The 18072-nt window shown below is 38.5% G+C and carries 15 protein-coding genes, 1 other RNA gene and 1 other annotated feature; all 16 genes read left to right on the top strand.

From position 1 onward, the window contains the following. Nucleotide 1 precedes the first annotated feature (1 nt). The 16 genes from gltX (at nucleotide 2) to VEHSUH06_RS06600 (ending at nucleotide 17933) form a co-directional block, all read left to right on the top strand. The gene (gene gltX / locus VEHSUH06_RS06675; RefSeq protein WP_105098261.1) at nucleotides 2–1471 is read left to right on the top strand and encodes a glutamate--tRNA ligase; all 1470 of its coding nucleotides are present in this window, start codon (nucleotides 2–4) and stop codon (nucleotides 1469–1471) included. 169 nt (nucleotides 1472–1640) lie between these two features. Beyond that, entirely contained in the window at nucleotides 1641–2594 is a 954-nt protein-coding gene (locus VEHSUH06_RS06670) for a bile acid:sodium symporter family protein (protein ID WP_233187900.1), read from the top strand. 244 nt (nucleotides 2595–2838) lie between these two features. After that, nucleotides 2839–3045, top strand: a binding site (T-box leader). A 48-nt stretch (nucleotides 3046–3093) separates the two neighbouring features. Continuing rightward, nucleotides 3094–4542, top strand: a complete 1449-nt coding sequence (cysS, locus tag VEHSUH06_RS06665; RefSeq protein ID WP_105098259.1) for a cysteine--tRNA ligase — start codon at nucleotides 3094–3096, stop codon at nucleotides 4540–4542. Then, nucleotides 4532–5008 (top strand): Mini-ribonuclease 3, encoded by a 477-nt coding sequence (locus VEHSUH06_RS06660; protein WP_105098258.1) that lies wholly within the window; start codon nucleotides 4532–4534, stop codon nucleotides 5006–5008. The genes cysS and VEHSUH06_RS06660 overlap by 11 nt, the downstream gene beginning before the upstream one ends. 1 nt (nucleotide 5009) lies before the next feature. Next, the gene (gene rlmB / locus VEHSUH06_RS06655) at nucleotides 5010–5741 is read left to right on the top strand and encodes a 23S rRNA (guanosine(2251)-2'-O)-methyltransferase RlmB (protein WP_105098257.1); all 732 of its coding nucleotides are present in this window, start codon (nucleotides 5010–5012) and stop codon (nucleotides 5739–5741) included. 2 nt (nucleotides 5742–5743) lie between these two features. After that, the gene (locus VEHSUH06_RS06650) at nucleotides 5744–6277 is read left to right on the top strand and encodes an NYN domain-containing protein (protein ID WP_105098256.1); all 534 of its coding nucleotides are present in this window, start codon (nucleotides 5744–5746) and stop codon (nucleotides 6275–6277) included. A 73-nt stretch (nucleotides 6278–6350) separates the two neighbouring features. Further along, on the top strand, nucleotides 6351–7025 hold the full coding sequence (sigH, locus tag VEHSUH06_RS06645) for an RNA polymerase sporulation sigma factor SigH (RefSeq protein ID WP_105098255.1): 675 nt from the start codon (nucleotides 6351–6353) through the stop codon (nucleotides 7023–7025). A 5-nt stretch (nucleotides 7026–7030) separates the two neighbouring features. Then, complete coding sequence (gene secG, locus VEHSUH06_RS06640) at nucleotides 7031–7267, top strand: preprotein translocase subunit SecG (RefSeq protein ID WP_009351331.1); 237 nt, start codon at nucleotides 7031–7033, stop codon at nucleotides 7265–7267. Nucleotides 7268–7322: 55 nt separating this feature from the next. Further along, nucleotides 7323–9686 carry a ribonuclease R gene (gene rnr / locus VEHSUH06_RS06635; protein WP_105098254.1) on the top strand — a complete coding sequence of 788 codons (2364 nt, stop codon included), beginning with the start codon at nucleotides 7323–7325 and terminating at the stop codon, nucleotides 9684–9686. An 8-nt stretch (nucleotides 9687–9694) separates the two neighbouring features. Beyond that, nucleotides 9695–10165, top strand: coding sequence for an SsrA-binding protein SmpB (gene smpB / locus VEHSUH06_RS06630; RefSeq protein ID WP_004695987.1), 471 nt, complete (start codon nucleotides 9695–9697; stop codon nucleotides 10163–10165). A gap of 206 nt (nucleotides 10166–10371) precedes the next feature. Continuing rightward, complete coding sequence (locus VEHSUH06_RS06625) at nucleotides 10372–10872, top strand: hypothetical protein (RefSeq protein ID WP_105098253.1); 501 nt, start codon at nucleotides 10372–10374, stop codon at nucleotides 10870–10872. Continuing rightward, nucleotides 10872–11612 carry a 6-carboxyhexanoate--CoA ligase gene (locus VEHSUH06_RS06620; protein WP_105098252.1) on the top strand — a complete coding sequence of 247 codons (741 nt, stop codon included), beginning with the start codon at nucleotides 10872–10874 and terminating at the stop codon, nucleotides 11610–11612. The genes VEHSUH06_RS06625 and VEHSUH06_RS06620 overlap by 1 nt, the downstream gene beginning before the upstream one ends. Next, a complete protein-coding gene (gene bioF / locus VEHSUH06_RS06615) occupies nucleotides 11605–12762 on the top strand; it encodes an 8-amino-7-oxononanoate synthase (RefSeq protein WP_105098251.1) in 1158 nt (385 codons plus the stop codon). The genes VEHSUH06_RS06620 and bioF overlap by 8 nt, the downstream gene beginning before the upstream one ends. A 94-nt stretch (nucleotides 12763–12856) precedes the next feature. Further along, nucleotides 12857–13198: a transfer-messenger RNA gene (ssrA, locus tag VEHSUH06_RS06610) on the top strand. Nucleotides 13199–13608: 410 nt separating this feature from the next. Continuing rightward, nucleotides 13609–14736, top strand: coding sequence for an efflux RND transporter periplasmic adaptor subunit (locus VEHSUH06_RS06605; RefSeq protein WP_105098250.1), 1128 nt, complete (start codon nucleotides 13609–13611; stop codon nucleotides 14734–14736). A gap of 14 nt (nucleotides 14737–14750) precedes the next feature. Further along, complete coding sequence (locus tag VEHSUH06_RS06600) at nucleotides 14751–17933, top strand: efflux RND transporter permease subunit (protein WP_105098249.1); 3183 nt, start codon at nucleotides 14751–14753, stop codon at nucleotides 17931–17933. The last annotated feature ends 139 nt before the right edge of the window (nucleotides 17934–18072 follow it).

Below are 18072 nucleotides of genomic sequence, written 5' to 3'. Positions count from 1 at the left end.
CATGAGTTCCATGAAAGTTCGTTTTGCTCCAAGCCCTACGGGGCCATTCCATATTGGTGGCGCTCGTTCTGCTTTATTTAACTGGCTATTAGCACGTAAAGAAAAAGGCACATTTGTATTGCGCATTGAAGATACAGATTTATCTCGTTCTACCCGTGAAAGTGAAGAAAATATCAAGGCTTCTTTACAATGGCTTGGTATGAACTGGGATGAAGGTGTAGACGTAGGTGGTGAAAATGGCCCGTATCGTCAAACAGAACGTCTTGAACTATATAAAGAGGTAACACAACGTCTATTAGATGAAGGTCATGCTTACGAATGTTACTGCTCTGCTGAAGAGTTAGACGCTGTACGCCAAGATCAAATGGATCGCGGCGAAACACCTAAATATAATGGTCATTGTGATCACTTAGATGAAGAGACAAAGGCTAAATATATTGCAGAAGGTCGTAAACCGACAATTCGTTTACGCGTGCCTTTGAATAAAACATATACTTTCGACGATATGGTACGTGGTCGCGTATCCTTTGAATCCAACGGTGTAGGTGACTTCGTTATCGTTAAATCCGATGGTATTCCTGTATATAACTTTGCGGTAGTAATGGACGATCACATGATGGGCATTACTCATGTTATTCGCGCTGAGGAACATTTATCTAATACACCACGTCAAATGGCTATTTACGAAGCTCTTGGTTGGGATATTCCTAAATTTGGTCATATTTCTTTGATTCTCGGTAAAGATTACAAGAAAATGTCTAAACGTCACGGCGCTACATCTGTTGAACAATACAAACAATTGGGTTACTTGCCGGAAGCACTTGTAAACTTCTTAGCACTTCTTGGTTGGGCGCCTGAAGGGGAAGAAGAGTTTTTCACACCAGATGAATTGATTCAAGCCTTCTCTATGGATCGCGTAGCTAAGAACCCAGCAGTATTTGATATTGATAAATTAAACCATATCAACTTCCACTATATGAAAAATTTGAGCGACGAAGATTTATTCCATCTTTGCTTGCCACATTTGAAAGAGGTTGGTTTGGCTCCAGATAGCTTAAATCAAGCTGATATCGATTGGTTGACATTGTTATGCGCTACATTCCGCGACCATATTAGCTATGGTGCTCAAATTAAAGATTACGTAGGCATGTTCATGGGTGAAACTGTATTCCTTGAAGAAGGTCACGAAGAGGAATTGCGTGCTGTATTGAATGAAGAAACAGCTCCTACAGTTCTCAGCGCTTTCCGCAATGCATTAGCTGAACTTGATGAAATTACACCTGAAGTTGTAAAAGCAACTATTAAGGCGGTAATGAAAGAAACTGCTTTGAAAGGTAAATTTGTATTCATGCCAATCCGCGTTGCATTAACAGGTCAAATGCATGGTCCTGATTTGAACAATATCGTTACCTTGCTTGGTAAAGAAAAATGCTTACATAATTTAGACAATGTAGGTGCTTTAACTAAATAATCTTTATAGAGATCATAGGTGCTTTAGCAAAATAATCTTTATAGAGAATCGCAGAGAGCTCTCATAACTGTAGTTATGAGAGCTTTTTTATGTATATTGAGATTATTCTATAGAAATGTTATAATAGTCGGCGTATTTTATTTTATATATTATGAAAGTGAGTGTTTTTATGAGTGTTATTCGTTCTATTAACCACTTATTCAATAGTTACTTATCTTGGATTGTACTATTGATGGCTGTATTAGCCTATTTATTACCGACAGTTTTCTCTTGGATGACGCCTTACATTGCGTACATGTTACAATTCGTCATGTTTGCAATGGGTTTAACTTTGACCGCACAAGTATTCCTTGATGTATTCAAACAACCAATGAAGGTCATCCTCGTATCTGTTATTCAGTTCTTATGGATGCCTTTGGCAGGCTTCTTGGTTGCCATACTATTTAATTTCCCACCAGAAATTGGTATTGGTTTCATCTTGTTAGGTGCTTGTCCAGGTGGTACAGCGTCTAATGTAATGACATTCCTTGCCAACGGTAATGTGCCATTATCCGTATCTGCAACGACTGTATCTACGTTGTTAGCGCCAATTTTAACACCTTTATTTGTTGTTTTGTATGCAGGGGCCACTTCCTCTATTGATATTCAATTCATGCCGATGTTTATGTCTATCGTAAAAATCGTATTAGTACCAATCGTTCTAGGTATCGTATTGAATTACTTCATTGGATCTAAAATTGAACCTGTTAAAGATGTATGTCCAACAATTGCAGCTATTGCAGTATTGCTCATTTTAGCTGCTGTTACAGCAGTAAACCAAAAACAAATTGCTGAAACAGGTTTCATCATTTTCGTTGCTTGTTTAGTGCAAAATGTGAGTGGTTATATTGTAACGTACTTTATATGTAAAGCATTAAGCATTGATATTTCTTCTCGTCGTGCAATGCAAATCGAAGTAGCGATGCAAAACTCTGCATTGTCCGTTTCTCTTGCACTTAAACATTTTACACCACAAGCTGCGGTAGCAGGTGCAGTGTTCTCTATTATTCATAACTTTACAGGCTCTATCTTTGCTGGTATTTGCCGTAAACATGACGATCAAGAGAAGTTGGAGAACGCTTAGTCTTAATTGATTTAGATTATAGCAATTACTATTAACGTGTTTTATATAAACGTTATTGTTAATAGTGATAATAGCAGTCAAATATTTTGATTATACTAATCCTCATCATTTAAAAATTAATTAGCTGAAAATCTATGTATAATAAGCTAATAACTAATTTTAAATGATGAGGATTTTTCTTATGAATATTGACTTTCTATAGCATTATTTGGTAAAATAACTCTAAATCTAAATATAGATAAAATTAAAAGCTAGGACTGAAAGAAGTACTCTACAACTAACTTTTTAGCGAGAACCGATGGTGGGAGGGTTCATGGATAGGTAGACGAAATGCATTCACGAGCTGACACTCCGATTATAGGTAGGTTTGTCCGGTGACGCGCCGTTATGCGATGAGTGGGTGCCACTGCTGGTACCTAACAGAGTGGAACCGCGGACCATCGTCTCTGTATGAGATGAGAGGTCTTTTTTATTTACAAAAATGGAGGCATCGGTAACGATGAGAGAAATTACAGTTTATAATACTATGACACGCCAAAAAGAGGTATTCAATCCTGTTACACCAGGTGAGGCAAAAATGTATGTATGTGGTGTTACACCATATAATCATCCTCATATCGGCAACGCACGTCCTTTCGTAACATGGGATGTAATTCGTCGATACATGAAACATGTTGGTTATAAAGTAACTTATGTACAAAACTTTACTGACGTAGATGACAAAATCATCAATACATCTAATGGTGAAGGCGTATCTTGGGATACTATTGCAAATCGTTATATCGATAGTTATTTTGAAGTAATGGATGCATTAGGCGTACAACGTGCTGACATTTATCCTCGTGTTTCTACACATATTGAAGATATCATTGCTATGATTAATACATTGATTGAAAAAGGCTATGCTTACGAACTCGATGGCGATGTGTACTATAGTGTTGATAAATTTGAACATTATGGCGAATTGTCTGGTCGTACATTAGACGATATGGAAGCAGGCGCTCGAATTGAAGTAGACGGTCGCAAGAAAAATCCTATGGACTTTGCATTGTGGAAAGCGGCAAAACCAGGTGAGCCATATTGGGAAAGCCCATGGGGCAATGGTCGCCCAGGTTGGCATATCGAATGTTCTGCTATGAGCCAAAAATACTTAGGTACAGAATTTGATTTCCATGGTGGTGGTAGTGATTTGATCTTCCCACACCATGAAAATGAAATCGCTCAATCCGAAGGTTGTTCTGGCCAACATCCAGCAGTTCGTTACTGGTTGCACAATGGCTTTATTACTATCAACTCTGAAAAAATGTCTAAATCTTTGAATAACTTCTTCTTGGTAAAAGATATTTTAGAACAATATAGCCCTGACGCTTTGCGTTACTTCTTGTTGAGTACGCATTATCGCAGCCCATTGGACTTCTCTGATGAGCGCTTAGAAGAAGCAAATAAATCTTTAGAACGTTTAAGTACAGCTATTGAAAACCTTCTTTACCTTGAAAAATGTGAACCAGGTTCATGTGATGAAGCTCAGCGTTTATTAGAAAAAGCAAAAGAATACGAAGAAGAATTTGAGGCTGCTATGAGCGACGACTTTAACACTGCTTTAGCAACATCTAGCATGTTTGGTCTCGCAAAGGAAATCAATATCTATTACCAAGCTGTAACAAGCAGAGAAGGCGTTGTTTGCCAAGAAGCGATTGCCGAAGTTAAACGCATCTTCAAATTCATGACAGATGTGATTGGCGTTCTTGAAAAAGCATGGGAAGGCAACACTGGTGCTAACGCTGCTGAATACGAAGAATTAATGCAAGTTATCTTGTCTGTACGTCAAGCGTGCCGTGAACAAAAACAATGGGCATTAGCTGATTGCATCCGCGATCGCTTGGCTGAAATCGGTATTACTATTGAGGATTCCCCTCAAGGTGCACGGTGGAAAAAACGTGAAGTTTAAACAATTTCAATTCTTAAAGAATGAAGCGATAAAAAAACTGACGGCTCTTAAACAAGAGCCGCTTCGTTTGCGTAATAGAACTATTGAGGAGTGCCTTAGTGCTGACGCAGTCATGCTTGCCTATATTGGTGATGCAGTGTACTCCATGTATGTACGTGAGCGAGTAGTACAAATGAATATTACGAAGGTACAAGTGTTACACACTATTGTTACTGAATTTATTTGTGCTAAGTCACAAGCGAAAGTGTTGTTTGAGATAGAAGATACTTTCACAGAACAAGAACAAGCTATTGCTAGACGAGCTAGAAATAGTAATGTCAATGTACCAAAGAGCAGTTCTGTTCAAGAATATCGCAGTAGTACGGCCTTTGAAGCTGTACTAGGTTTTCTTTATGAAACGCGTCAAGATGAGCGCTTACAACATATTATGGGGCAAGCCTTTTCTATAACTCTTCGAGGTATGTAGTATGGACAATTATATTGTAGGCCGCAATGCGGTTAAAGAAGCCCTTAAAAGTGGTCGTTCAATTCAACGTATTATGGTCAGCGAAGATAAGGTGAAAACTGGTTTAGCTGATATTGTTGGTCTTGCTAAATCCCAAGGTATTGAAGTTAGACCAACACCTATTAAACAGATGAATAAGTACGACTTAGATGTGCCACATCAGGGGGTTATTGCCCTAGTATCGGCGGTACAATTTAAGGAATTGGGCGAAGTATTACAAGAAACTACACATGAAGTACCGTTGCTCATCTTAACAGATGGTGTAGAGGATCCTCATAATATGGGGGCTATCATTCGTACTGCAGAATGTGTAGGGGCTACGGCTGTACTCATTCCTAAGCGTCATAATGCGCCTATTAATGCGACAGTTGCTAAAACTTCTGCTGGGGCTATTGAACAAATTCCCCTAGTACAAGTCGGCAACGTGGCTCAAACTATTAAGCAACTACAAAAACAAGGTTTTTGGGTTATGGGGGCCCATATGGAAGGTGATCGTACCTTGTATGAGGCGGATATGACGATTCCTACGGTTATCGTCATTGGTAACGAAGGAAAGGGGATTAGTCGCGTTGTAAAAGAGGCTTGTGACTTCCTTGTAACGATCCCTATGTATGGGAATTTAAACTCCTTAAATGCATCTGTTGCAGCTGCTGTTCTCATGTATGAGGCGGTACGTCAACGCCAAGCGAAATAACTATGTTAAAAGATATCTTAATTGTAGATGGCTATAATGTGATCTTCGCCTGGACTCATCTAAAGAAATTAGCACATGAATCATTAGAGCATGCTCGAATGGAACTGAGAGATAAGCTATTAAATTACGGAAAATTTAAGGGATATGAAGTAATCCTTGTATTTGACGGTAAATATACGAAATCTGGTGGTTCCGTTGAAGTTATTACTGATGGTTTCATAGAAGTCTATACTGATGATGGAGAAACGGCAGACTCCTTTATAGAACGAGAGGTATTTTTGCGTAAAGGCAAATATACCAATGTATATGTTGTGACTTCTGATGGGGCAGAACAGAATCAAATTCTTGGGTCTGGCGGGTTGCGAATCCCTGCACGAGAACTACAGAATATGATTCGTCTTGCTAAGGAAGAGGAACGACAGCAATATGCTCATGAACATAGACGAGATCAAATTAGCTTACGACGTAATGAAGTAGGGGGCTTATTATCTCCTGAAGTGGCTGAAAAGCTAGAGAAATTGCGACGTGGCCATTGATAGTTGAAAATCAAATACACTTCCAGTATAATAAATATATTGGTTTTTCACGCTCAATTGTAAGGAGGAGCTTATGGAACTAATTCATACACGCAAGTCCGATTACAATTTCAAGGAAATGACCGATGAGCAAGTTGTGGTCATAGCTCAAGAAGAGCAAAATGTGTTTGCAATCGATTATATTGTAAATAAATATAAGAACTTTGTTCGAGCTAAGGCCCGTTCCTATTTTTTAGTAGGTGCGGATCGAGAGGACATTATCCAAGAAGGTATGATTGGACTCTACAAGGCGACGCGCGATTTTAAACATGATAAATTAGCGTCTTTCAGAGCCTTTGCAGAATTGTGTATAACTAGACAAATCATAACGGCCATTAAATCGGCTACAAGACAAAAACATGCGCCTTTAAATTCCTATATATCTCTTAATAAACCGGTATATACAGAGGAATCAGAGCGTACATTGATCGAAATGCTATCATCCGCAAAGGTTACAAACCCTGAGGATCTCATTATCAGCCAAGAGGAATTGGATGATATTGAGCGCAATATCGGTCATATTTTAAGTGATCTCGAGTGGGAGGTCTTGGAAGGATATCTAGACGGACGTTCTTATCAAGAAATGGCTGAGGTCACAGATCGCAGTGTTAAATCTATTGACAATGCACTGCAAAGGGTTAAACGTAAATTAGAGAAGTATTTAGAACATCGTGTATTGGGTTCGCCTAGAGCCTCACAGGAAGGATGACAGTCGTGACAAATTTTTTAATGATCCTAGAAGTAATCGTATCTATTTTATTAATCGTTGTAGTTGTGGCACAAAATAGCAAAAGCTCTGGCATGGGTGGTGCTGTTTCTGGTGCGGCAGACTCCTCTTTTGGTGGCAAGGCCCGTGGTGTAGACGGTTTCTTATCTAGATGTACAATTATTTTAGGGATTATCTTTGCTGTGTTGAGCTTAGTATTAGGGGCAATGATTAATCAATTCTAATGATGAAAGCCTGCATTGCAGGCTTTTTCTTTTTATATCCTAAGGGGGTGAAAATTTGAAGAAAAAAGTATTGGACTTTTATAAATCTATCCAACCACATGCATATCATATTGAAGATGCAGCAATGGATAACCATATTCGAGGTGGTAAGGACCTAGAAATGTTTATTCGTTCTGCTAAAATGCTTGCTCGGGAAGGCGTATTAACTTGTACGCGACCTGATGTATATCAATATGAAGAGCAACAGCATGAAGAATATGAAGGCATTTACAAAGGATATCGTAAATCTTACGGCTTTGTTATCATGCTCGATGATGAAGATATTTATGTGGCTGAACAAAATAAAGGCACTGCCATGCATAATGACAAGGTGCGTGTTCGCGTAGTGCCATCTGACTATACAAAACATAAACGAGAAGGCATTATTGTTGATGTTATTGAGCGTGCTAATGAAACTGTAGTTGGCACCTATGATAGACAACAACACTTTGGCTTTGTTATACCTGATGATGAACGTATCGGTACAGATATCTTTGTAGAGTTAAAAAATACCTTAGATGCTCGTAGTGGCGCTAAAGTATTAGTTAACATCACAAAATGGCCTGAAGGCGATAAAAAGCCAGAAGGTGTTATAACAGAAATTCTAGGCTATAAAGGCGATGTAGGCCTTGATATTAACTGCATTATGGCGAATCATAAGATTCCTTTTGCTTTCCCTGATGAGGTTATTAAGGCTAGTAAGAAAATCGATACTATTATCCATGAAGACCCAAAACGTTGGGACCTTCGAGATTTACAAATGGTTACTATCGATGGTGAGGATGCAAAAGATCTCGATGATGCTGTGAGTGGTCGTAAATTACCAAATGGTAATTATGAATTAGGCGTACATATTGCAGACGTAAGCCATTATGTAACGTCTGGCCAAGCTATCGATAATGAGGCCTATAAGCGAGGAACATCTGTTTATTTAGTAGACCGTGTAGTACCGATGTTACCTGAGGTATTATCAAATGGTATTTGTAGCTTAAATGCCCATGAAGATCGCTATGCGATGACCTGTATGATGGAAATTGATGATGCTGGTACGGTAGTTAATTATCGTATTAGACCATCTATTATCCATGTTGGACGACGTTGTAGCTATAAAGAAGTATATAAAGCACTGGAAGAAAATATCATTCCCGATGATTTACAAGACTTTATGCCTATGCTACGGGATTTGGCAGAGATTTCGAAGGTTTTAAATCGTATGCGACGTCGTAGAGGTGCTTTAGACTTTGATTTTCCTGAATATAAGGTTTTACTTGACCAGGATGGTACGCCGTTGCGTATCGTTAAACGGGATCGCACAATGGCAGAGCGTCTTATCGAAGAATGTATGCTTATCGCCAATGAAACGGTTGCGACTCACTTGAAGAATACAAATCGTACTTCCGTATATCGTATTCATGAAAGTCCAAGTGAAGAAAAGTTAGATTTATTCCAAAAGGTATTAAATTACTTAGGTCAAAATCTCGTTCTTAGTGCAGATGGCGTAACACCGCGAGATTTCCAAAAAATCTTAGATGCAGTGAAGGGACAGGATATTGAGCAAGTAGCTCAAATTATGACCTTACGATCTATGCAACAAGCAAAATACAGCATAGAAAATGCAGGTCACTTTGGTTTGGCATCTTCATGTTATACGCATTTTACATCTCCAATACGACGTTACCCGGATTTGATGGTTCATCGTCTGTTAAAAGCAGATATGCATTGGAAAAATGGGTACTCCAAGCGTGATGTAGAGGAAGCCTTTTTAGCTGATGCGGTGGAACACTCTTCCATTCAAGAGCAAGTGGCTACTGAGGCTGAACGAGAAACGACAGATCTTAAAAAGACACAATATATGGTGCCATTCGTTGGTGAAGTCTTTGAAGGTCGTATTGCAAGTATTACATCCTTTGGTATGTTTGTTGAGTTAGCAAACGGTATTGATGGTCTCGTTCATATTAGCATGATGAACGATGATTACTATTTCTTTGACGAAGAACATTTTGTTCTCGTTGGCAAACGTACTGGTAAAACATATCACCTAGGTGATAAGGTTACTGTTACCCTTGTAAAAGCCGATGTAGAAAAGAAACAAATTGATTTTGTTCTAGGTGAAGTAGATAACTTGATTGCTATTCAAGAGCAATTGCGCAATGGTTCTGATTATGCATCTAGTCGAGATGGATTTGGTAGTCCTAAAGATCGTAAATCTTCTAGTAAGAAAGGCAGAAAGTCTTCTAGAAGAGATGATTCAAAATCAAGTCGTTCTAGATATGATGCTTTCAGTAAAAAATCTGGAAAAGGTAAGTCAAGCCGTAAGAAGTCGAATAAATCCACAAAACGTAGTCAATCCAAGAAATCTAAAAGTAAACGTAAACGATAGAGGTAAATATGGCAAAGAAATCAAGTCCATCCCTTATTGCTGACAATCGTAAAGCGCGTCATGATTTTCATATTCATGAAACCTATGAAGCAGGTATTGCTTTAACAGGTACTGAAATTAAATCTATCCGTCAAGGCAAGCTTAATCTAAAAGATAGTTTTTGTCGTATAGATAAAGGGGAAATTTTGTTGTATGGCGTTCATATTAGTCCTTATGAACAAGGCAACCGTTTTAACCATGAGCCAGAGCGTACACGTAAGTTGTTGATGCATAAATCTGAAATCAATAAATTACACGCTCAAGTTAAGGAAAAGGGGTTCTCCTTAGTGCCACTTAACTTCCATTTTAGCCATGGCTATGTGAAGGTTACAGTAGGCCTTGTAACTGGTAAGAAGTTATACGATAAACGTCAAGATATGGCAGAACGCGATGCTAAGCGTGACATTGCTAAACGAATTAAAGAGCAGCAAAAATATTAAACTAAAAGGAATCGAGTCATTAGTACTCGATTCTTTTTTTGTTGGAACATACTTTGTACTTTTAAGGTGCTACATGTTTAGATGTGTATTGTTGTTTATTTGTTAACTTAATCACAATTTTAAGTTGATAAAAATACATGTAGAATTTATAATGTAAACAAGAAGAGGTGTTTGTAGTTAACATTATCTAAGTAGAGGAGAAAACTATGAATCAGAACATTCGGTACATTACAGAAATTGCCATCTTAACAGCGATGATTACAGTACTAGGAGCTATCAAAATACCTAATATTATTCCTGGCATAGAGTTTCAATTATCTGCGCCATTAGCGGTAGCTATATGTGCCGTGTTTGGTTTCAAAAAATATATTATCAGTGGTTGTTTATCTAGTTTGATTGGTTTAGCTTTAGGTACTCAATCTATTTTAAATGTTATGATTGCCATGCAATTCCGCCTCATTGTAGGTCTTATCCTATGGATGTGCCAAAACCATATGATTGGCATTATGATTTCCGGTCCAATTGCATCTGCTTTGGCACGTTTGTCTTTGTCCTTATATATTGGCAAGGCTGCTTTACCAATGATTGCCTTAGCCGTTCCAGGTATGATTTTTACTGTTATTATGGCACCTGTATTTGTGAAAGTATTCCGTAAAATTCACAGCCAAGTACCACAAAATGATCTTCTTAAAGGCAAGGTGTCATAATGAGTGAACTATATAGTGTACGCATGCGTGCAGCTCAAGGTGGTCCCCATGAAAAAGGGGGCCACCATATTTCTGGGGCAGAGCGTATTGTGAAATTAGAAGAAGTAGGGGTTATAGCTCAATCCTTAGCTGACCGCGCCTTGCATCACAGTAAAGGAACAGCTGATTTTATAAATATTATAGTAGATCTAATCCCATCTAATGAGATAATATATATCGATTGTTTAGAAGTAGAAGAACATAGGGCCAAAACGATTGCAGAGGCTCATCAATTAGCTATCGAGTTTTTACAAGGTCCTGAGATTACGGAGGTAGCTATTCAAAATGCTATTACTCTCTTAAAAGAATTAGATTCTTCTATACGTGGTGCTATGTTAGTAGATGCTACAACTGGGAAACGAATTGATGTAGGTAATCGAGGTGTTCGCGTTAGTCATATGGACTCCTTTGATTCTGAAGCATTAGGGGACAATGATCATATGCGTGAGGCTTTAGTATTAGCATCTAAGGTGCAATCCGGTAAGGGGATCGTAGGTGAATTATGTTGGTCTGATGATCCAGATTATACGGTAGGATATGTTGCATGTAACGGAATATACCATCGCATTCCTAACATGAAAGAATTGGGCTCGGCTATAGGAGGCCGTGTATTTTTTGTGCGGTCAGACATAGATAGAGACAGTATAATTGAGTACTTGGAGAAGACTCCAGTACTTGTTCAACGGAGACATAATGTATAAGTTTTTTAAAGAACAACTAAATCATAAAATTGACAATCATAATTTGCGGACCTTAAAAGAATACTGCCCTATAGATGCAGTGCGCGTGAAGCGAGATGATAAAGAATACTTGATGATGGCTTCTAATAATTATTTAGGCCTTACCTTTGATCCTCGTGTCATAGAAGGGGCTGTAAAAGGGGCACAACAATATGGTACTGGTTCAGGTGGGTCTCGACTTGTGTCTGGAACATTTCCATTATTTACAGAGCTTGAAAATGCATTGGCAACATTTAAGAATACAGAAAAAGCATTAGTATTTAATACAGGTTATATGGCTAATGTAGGAACAATTTCGGCTATTGCAGATAAGAACACTATTATCTTTAGCGATGCTTTAAATCATGCTAGTATCATTGATGGCTGTCGTTTAAGTAATGCATCCATAAAGGCGTATGGTCATTGCGATGTAGAGAAATTAAAGTATCTACTAAAACAAGCAGATCGTAGTGCACGAAAACTCATCATTACTGATGGTGTCTTTAGCATGGATGGTGATATTGCACCATTAGATAAGCTATATGAACTGAGTCGTGAATATAATGCATTGCTCATGGTGGATGATGCACATGCTACAGGGACTATCGGCAATGGCCATGGTACAGCTGCCTATTTCGGTCTTGAAAAAGAGATAGATATACAACTTGGCACATTGAGCAAATCCCTTGGATCAGTAGGGGGCTATGTGGCTGCTAATAGTACAATTGTTGATTATCTTGTTAATACGAGCCGTAGTTTTATATTCTCTACCGCATTGTCTCCAGCAGATATTGGGGCTGCTCTCGTTGCACTACAAATTATTGATTCTGATACATCTGTTTTGGAACATTTGCAACACAATGTAGGCTATATGTCAGACCGATTAAATTCTCTGGGCATAGATGCTACAGATGATACGCCAATTTTTCCAATTCTTATTGGCAAGAATGAAGATGCCTTAGCTGTATCTAATTATCTATATGAGGCTGGAATCATTGGCACAGCCATTCGTCCGCCTACAGTCCCTGTTGGTGAAAGTCGGATTCGCTTGACTGTTACAGCAGCACACAGTAAAGCTCAAATTGACTATGTGTGTGATATGTTGTATAAAGCTATAAAAGAATTGTCATAAATTGCTGCAAAAAGCAAAGATATACAAGGGGTGGTAAGGCTTATTATAATTGACAGTAATACTAAATAGGCTTATAATTATTAGACCAACGCACGGGGATGTAAAGGTTTCGACAGGGGTGCGTGTGGTATAGATAGCGAGTCGGCGTTCCATGAGGCCGTTAAACGGTGGGAAAACATTTAAACGCAGAAGAAAATTTTGCATTAGCTGCATAAGCTACGTCCCTCATACTTGTGCCTACCAAGTGTGAATGGACGTCAAACCGTAGGCTGGCTTAATTCAGTTGTTCATATGAATTAGGCGAGACAATATGAACTGGGGTTGTGTAGCTTGTCTGTGAGCGATAGCAACCTAAGATCTAAATCATAGACTGTGCTCGGAGAAGTCTATATGGCAACACTTCTGGACAGGGGTTCGACTCCCCTCATCTCCACCAATATTCAAGCTAAAGCTAGAAGATACGTAAATACTGTTCGAATGCAGTAGTTACCTAATCTTCTAGTTTTTTTATTTGTTCCTATACAATCGTTAAATATCGTATTTATTTCATTAAAATTTCCCCTTTTTTCCCCACGATTTCCCCATAGAACACTACACAATAAAATATGAAAATTGCTCTCCATAAATCATGAAAAAGTGTTCACAAAAAAATATAAAAGTCAATGGTTTTTTATCTTTTTTGTTGTATACAATGAATAGTGATTTGATTAGATTTTATCTGTGTTTTACAAAGGTGGAAAGGGTGCTTAAAAATTGACTTTGTCTATAGAATCCTGTAAAATATATAGAGATATTTATGAAATTATGTAACATAAATGATTAGTTTCGTGTAAAGGAGTACAGGTAATGAAGTATCGTTATTCCCGCATGTTGGCGGCTCTTGTAGTGTCTGCTGTCATGGTGGCCGGTTGCGGTAACAACCAACAGCAAGCCGGTGAGGTTAATGTCAATACATATAAAATCACAGCAAGTGATACTCAAGTAGATCAAACATTTGCAGGCACAGTAGTAGCAGAGAATTCTGTGGCGGTACATGCTCGTGTATCTGGTTACATTGTTGAGAAGTTTGTTAAAGGCGGGGAACAAGTAGTAGCAGGTCAGCCACTATATCGTATTGATTCTCGTCAATACGAAGCTAGTGTTGCCAATGCAGAGGCACAAGCAGCTCAAGCCAATGCAAATATGAAAAATGCTGAACTTGATTTGCAACGTTATGAAACATTAGCTCAACAAGATGCTATTGCACAACAACGTGTAGACACACAACGCAGTACTTATGAACAAGCTAAAGCAGCTTATGAAGCATATCAAGCATCTCTTAAGATTGCTCAAGATAACTATGGTGATACTATGGTATATGCACCATACTCTGGTACATTGCGCATGGATGATGTAGATATGGGGACATTTGTTCAAGCTGGTTCCACTACATTAGTGACTATTGATTCTATTGATCCAATCTTTGTTGAGTTTAGCATGACTGAGCAAGAATATCTTGACTTCATGAAAAATCCAAATGGGGATGATTCCAATGGTCCAAATATTCAATTACAACTTGCTGATGGAGATACGTATAATGAGTTAGGCTCTATTGTACAAGCGGCGAAGAGCTTAGACCCATCTACAGGTAAACTTGTTTTGAAAGCTTCTTTCCCAAATCCTAATCATTTATTGTTGCCAAATATGTATGCAACAGTTATTTCTCCAGGTGAAAAGCTTAAAAAAGCTATTCTCGTACCAAGTCGTGCGATTCTTCAAATTATGGATAAAAACTTTATCTATGTTGTGAATGCTGCTGGTGTAGTTGAACAAAAAACAGTTGAAGTTGGCGCTACAAAAGGTAATGAAGTTATCATTAAAGCTGGTCTTGCTCCTGGTGATGTAATCATTGTTGATGGCTTAACTAAGGTTAAGAATGGTATGAAAGTAAATGCTAAAGAGCTTACAAAAGATCAGTTAAAAGCTACAAAATAGAAGGGGGCTAGATCGTGTCGAAATTCTTTATTAATCGACCTATCTTTGCCATTGTAATAGCCATTGTTATTACCTTGGTGGGTCTCATTTCTATGATGAACCTTCCGGTAGCTCGATATCCACAAATTTCTCCTCCTACAGTGCGTGTTAACACGGCCTATACTGGTGCAACAGCACAAGTTGTTAATGATACAGTGGCTAGTGTTATTGAAACACAGATTGTAGGCGTACAAGATATGGACTATATGACGTCTAATAGCTCCAGTTCTGGTAGTTATTCCTTGACTGTTCAGTTCAATCAAGGTACAGATGCTGATATGGATACGGTTAATACACAAAACCGTGTTCAAGCAGCACTTTCACAATTGCCTGCAGAGGTACAAGCAGTAGGTGTTACTACTACTAAATCGTCTGGCGATATGGCTATGATATTTTCCTTGAGCTCTCCTAATGGTACATATGATTCTACATTCTTGAAGAATTATGGTTCCAACTATATGATGGATGCCATTAAATCCATTAAGGGTGTAGGTTCTGTGCAGGAGTTCGGTTCCGACTATTCCATGCGTATCTGGCTAGATCCTGCGAAAATGCAAAAGCTTGGTGTTACTATTTCTGAAGTAACAGCAGCTATTAAGGGCCAAAACTTACAAGCTGCAGCAGGTACAGTTGGTCAAAATCCTACAAACGGTCAACAAGCGTTCCAATATCCTATCAAAATTGATGGACGTCTTGTAACGCCTGAACAATTTGGTAACATTGCGATTAAAAACTCCAATGGTACGGTTCTGCATTTAAAAGATGTATCTCGCATTCAAATTGGGGCTAAGGATTATAATTTTATTGCGAAATCTGCTCATAAAGAGGTAGCAGGCTTTGCTATTTCCTTACAAAATGATGCGAACGCATTAGAAACAATTGCGAATGTTAAGAAGGTATTAGATGAGCAATCTAAATCCTTCCCTCCAGATATGCAATACAACGTAGTTGTAGATAATACTAAATTCGTAAGTGCATCTATTAAAGAGGTTGAACATACTTTTGTAGAAGCATTACTATTGGTTTTAGTAGTAGTATATGTATTCTTACAATCTTGGCGCTCCACAATCATTCCTATGATTGCCGTACCAGTATCTTTGCTCGGTACATTTGGTGCATTCATATTGTTAGATTTTTCTATTAATACATTAACACTCTTTGCCATGGTATTGGCCATCGGTCTCGTAGTAGACGATGCCATCGTAGTAGTTGAGGCTGTTGAATATGAATTGAAGTATAATGGCTTACCTCCAAAAGAGGCAGCTATTAAAGCGATGGAAAATGTACAAGGTCCTGTAATCGGTATCGCCTTTGTGTTGTCCGCCGTATTTATTCCAGTTGCCTTCATGGGTGGCATGACAGGTATTCTTTATAAACAGTTTGCCTTGACCATTGCGGTTTCCGTTGTTATTTCTGCCATTATAGCCCTCGTTTTAACACCGGCCTTGTGTGCTACTATGTTAAAACCTCATACTCCTAAGGAGCATGAAGATTGGTTGCATCGTCAATTAAACAAGTTTAATGAAGGTCTTGAACGTTTCAGCAATTGGTATGGTATCCAATTAGCCCGTTTAAGTCATCGTTTGAGCTTAACCGTTATTGCATTGTTGATCTTTGCGGGTGGTACAGGCTTAGTATTCCACTTCTTACCTACGTCTTTCGTACCAGCAGAGGATAGCGGTTATTTTATGATTGCCGTTAATGAACCGCCAGGTGCTACATCTGAGCGTACTATGGCAACACTTGAAAAAATTGCATCTTTCTTAGAAGGCAAAAATGATCCAGAAAAACCTAAGGAAGAACAATTGTTCCAAGAAGTATTTACAGTAGCTGGTTTTGACCTTTTAGGTGGCGGTCAAAAGTCTAGTGCGGGTGTAATCTTTGCAACCATGTCTGATTGGAAGTATCGTACTACACAAGCTACATCTATTAATGCTATGGTTGGCCAAACATTTGGCTTTGCCGCTCAAGGCGTACCAGAAGCTACAGTAATTGCTTTGAATCCACCATCTATCCCAGGTCTTGGTAATACTGGTGGCTTTAGCATGTACATCATCAACAAAGCTGGTGACAGCCCACAAGTTATGTCTGAGCGTGCTAATGAATTCTTAGCAGAAGCTCGTAAGAGTCCAGCAATTCAATCTATTTACACTACCTTTGATACATCTACACCATCCCTACAATTTGATGTAAACCGTGAAAAAGCGGCTCAAGATGGTGTGGCATTAGCTGATATCTTTACTACATTACAAGGTTTCTACGGTAGTATTCAAGTCAATGACTTTACTATGTACGGTAAAAACTATAAAGTAGTAGTTCAAGCAGAAGATGCGTATCGTCAAAATGCAGATCGCCTTAATATGCTTGCTGTTCGTAATAGTAAAGGTCAAATGGTACCTGTTTCTAACTACATTACGAAGGAACAAACTGGTATGCCATCTAGTATTACACGTTTTGATAATGCGATGGCCGTACAAATCGGTGGTTCTCAAGCGAGAGGCTACTCCTCTGGTGATGCTATTGCTGCATTGAAAGAGGCGGCAGCTAAAACATTACCTGCTGGATATACTTATGACTGGGCTGGTCAATCTCGTGAAGAGTTAAAAGCTGGTTCTCAAACTATGATGATTTTAGGTTTAGGTCTAGTATTTGTATTCTTGATCTTGGCGGCCTTGTATGAATCTTGGAAGGTTCCATTTGCCGTATTGTTCTCCGTACCATCTGGTATGATTGGTGCCGCTTTAGTACCATTCTTGTTGAACTTTACTGGTAGATATGCCTTAGCTAACGATATTTATATGCAAATCGGTCTTTTGACATTGGTTGGTTTAGCAGCAAAAAATGCAATTTTGATCATCGAATATGCGAAGATTCGTGTTGATGAGCGCGGTATGAACGTAGTTGATGCTGCGATCGAGGCTGCAAAAATTCGTTTGCGTCCAATCTTGATGACATCCTTTGCTTTTATTCTTGGTGTATTCCCATTAGCTATCTCTAGTGGTGCTGGCTCTGGCGCTCGTACATCTATGGGTATTACAGTAGTAGCAGGGATGACAACAGCAACATTATTTGGTATCTTTATCATTCCAATGTTGTTTATCATCGTTGAAACATTTGGTCCTGGTTTGTTAACAAATCGTAAAAAAGACCATGAATAATTCTCTATATTAGCTATTAATATAGGCAGATAAAAAACACGTCATTACTTAGTAGTGGCGTGTTTTTTTGTATATTTTATGGTATAATAATAGAGTTAAAAATCGGATTGACCTAGGTCAATATAAAATGTGAAACTAA

This window comes from Veillonella sp. S13053-19 (assembly GCF_002959835.1).
GTDB classification, from domain to species: Bacteria; Bacillota; Negativicutes; order Veillonellales; family Veillonellaceae; genus Veillonella; species Veillonella rogosae.
The sequence above is the reverse complement of the archived record's forward strand: the minus strand, read 5'-3'. Positions and strand labels throughout refer to the sequence as shown.